The organism is Bacillus sp. GMs2/2 (genome assembly GCF_050172095.1).
GTDB classification, from domain to species: domain Bacteria; phylum Bacillota; class Bacilli; order Bacillales; family Bacillaceae_G; genus Bacillus_A; species Bacillus_A cereus.
In genome coordinates, this window is the sequence record NZ_JBNLYE010000596.1 from 1 (window position 1) to 1,798 (window position 1,798).

The following is a 1,798-nucleotide window of genomic DNA, read 5'->3' on the forward strand; positions in this document are numbered from 1 at the left end:
AACTTGTATTTTACCTCCATATATCGTTACACCTGGCAAATCTTGATTTGCAATTAAACAATTGACTTTTGAAAGTTCTATATCTAATTGTTCAAAGCGTTTGTTTAAATATTTTTCTACATCCTCTGTAAATTCCAGGGGAATTTGTTGGGTTTGCTTCATGTGCTGCCAAGTATGGGGTGGTAAAAGATATTCTTCGAAATCCTTATATTGTTTACTCCCTTTTACCCACATATCACCAGAACGAAGGGTATTCAGTAACTCTGAAAACACACTAAATTCATAGTAATGTCGATTTATTTTATCGTCTTGGTACACATATTTCATCCATTTAGACTTTATAAAATCTGTCGGTACATTATCAGGTATTTTTCGTTTTCCAGATTGGTTGACTTCTTTTAATAGTTCTAATGCTTGTAATACAGTTTGGCTTGTTGAAGAAGCTTTAAACACATATCTATTGAGTAAACGTGGAGCCATTTTACGAAAATGTCCATAATGATTATCGAGTAAATCTAGGTAATCGAATTCTATTGGTCTAGCTAAGCTTTCAGCCTCATGTACAGAGTGAATAAATTTCTCCCAAGATATAATAGATTGTACAGCTTCGAAAGGGTCTGTTTCTAATTCTTTTGCTTCAATTAATGCTTTTCCTATTTCGACATAAAGTCTAACTTTTTCATTTATTGATTTTCCATCTTTCTGAAATTGTTTATTATGTTTATTTTCTCCGCGGTTAAACATTCGTCCCATTAATTTTGCAAACATATCTAAACCTTGATCAGTTAAAAAAGCATAGATATGGATAAGAAAGGCCATAATCGTTGCATATCGTTTCCTTTCATTAAACCTAGATAAGTGTTGTATAGAATAACGAGAGCCCTCGCGGGCCATTTGTATTAATCTATTCTGATGAATTTCTTTCCCATTATCTAAAGGTAAATTTAAACTTTGAATAAATTCTAATCGATCCAAAATTTCATGAAAATTTTTAAGCGATATAACCCCCGGTGGTTGACGTAGCCAGGATAAAAGTGATTTTTTGTTCTCTTCACGGGTATAAAGTAATGTATCTAGTTGTTCGTATTGAAAAGAAGAAAGTCCTTTCGTTAAATATTTAAAATTTTTTTGCTTAGCGCGTTCTCTTACAGACCAGGCTAAATGTTCTATAGCGTAAACTGCTGGAAGGATAATTTTTCGTTTTCTCATTTCCTGAATAAGAGCTTCTACCAGTAAATACCCATTTTCTGTTTTCATTGCTAAAGGAAGAAGCCATCGTGCTAATTCACGGTATTCTCTCAAAGTAAAAGTACGTAAATTATAAAAATTCCGTATTTTATTTACATGCTCTCGCCGTGTGGTATCTCGAGTACGTGCGTAATTTTGTACCTCCCAAGATGCTACACCTATTTGTTTTGCAAGAAATTTCACGAGAAATTGTGGAATATTTTCTTTAGCCGATAATGGCCTCCCTGGAAAACGGAGATAAGAAATTTGAATAGCAAATCCCAAACGGTTGTGATCCCCCCGCTGTTGATTAATAATTTGTAACTCTTCATCAGATAAGGTGTAATATCGAATTAATTCACGTTCATCCATCTGACTTGGAATTTCATAAAAAAATGTTCTTTGTGCATCTGTAAGAAGTTCTCTTGTTTTCAATATTGGATTCCTTTCTTCTGAAAAAACAGTTATTATCAATAGAGTATACCCTATCGATAATAATTTGTCTCCTTAATAATAAAGGGTTTACGGAATATCAATAGCACTTATCAAAATTAAAGAGAAAAAAGGTGAA

Annotated in this window: 1 protein-coding gene; it reads right to left on the minus strand. The window is 32.9% G+C overall.

Annotated features, from left to right (window positions below; genetic code table 11):
* A partial coding sequence (locus ACQGS6_RS27745) for a DUF4158 domain-containing protein (RefSeq protein ID WP_426965976.1) occupies positions 1–1,662 on the minus strand: 1,662 nt, incomplete at its 3' end.
* Positions 1,663–1,798: the final 136 nt, after the last annotated feature.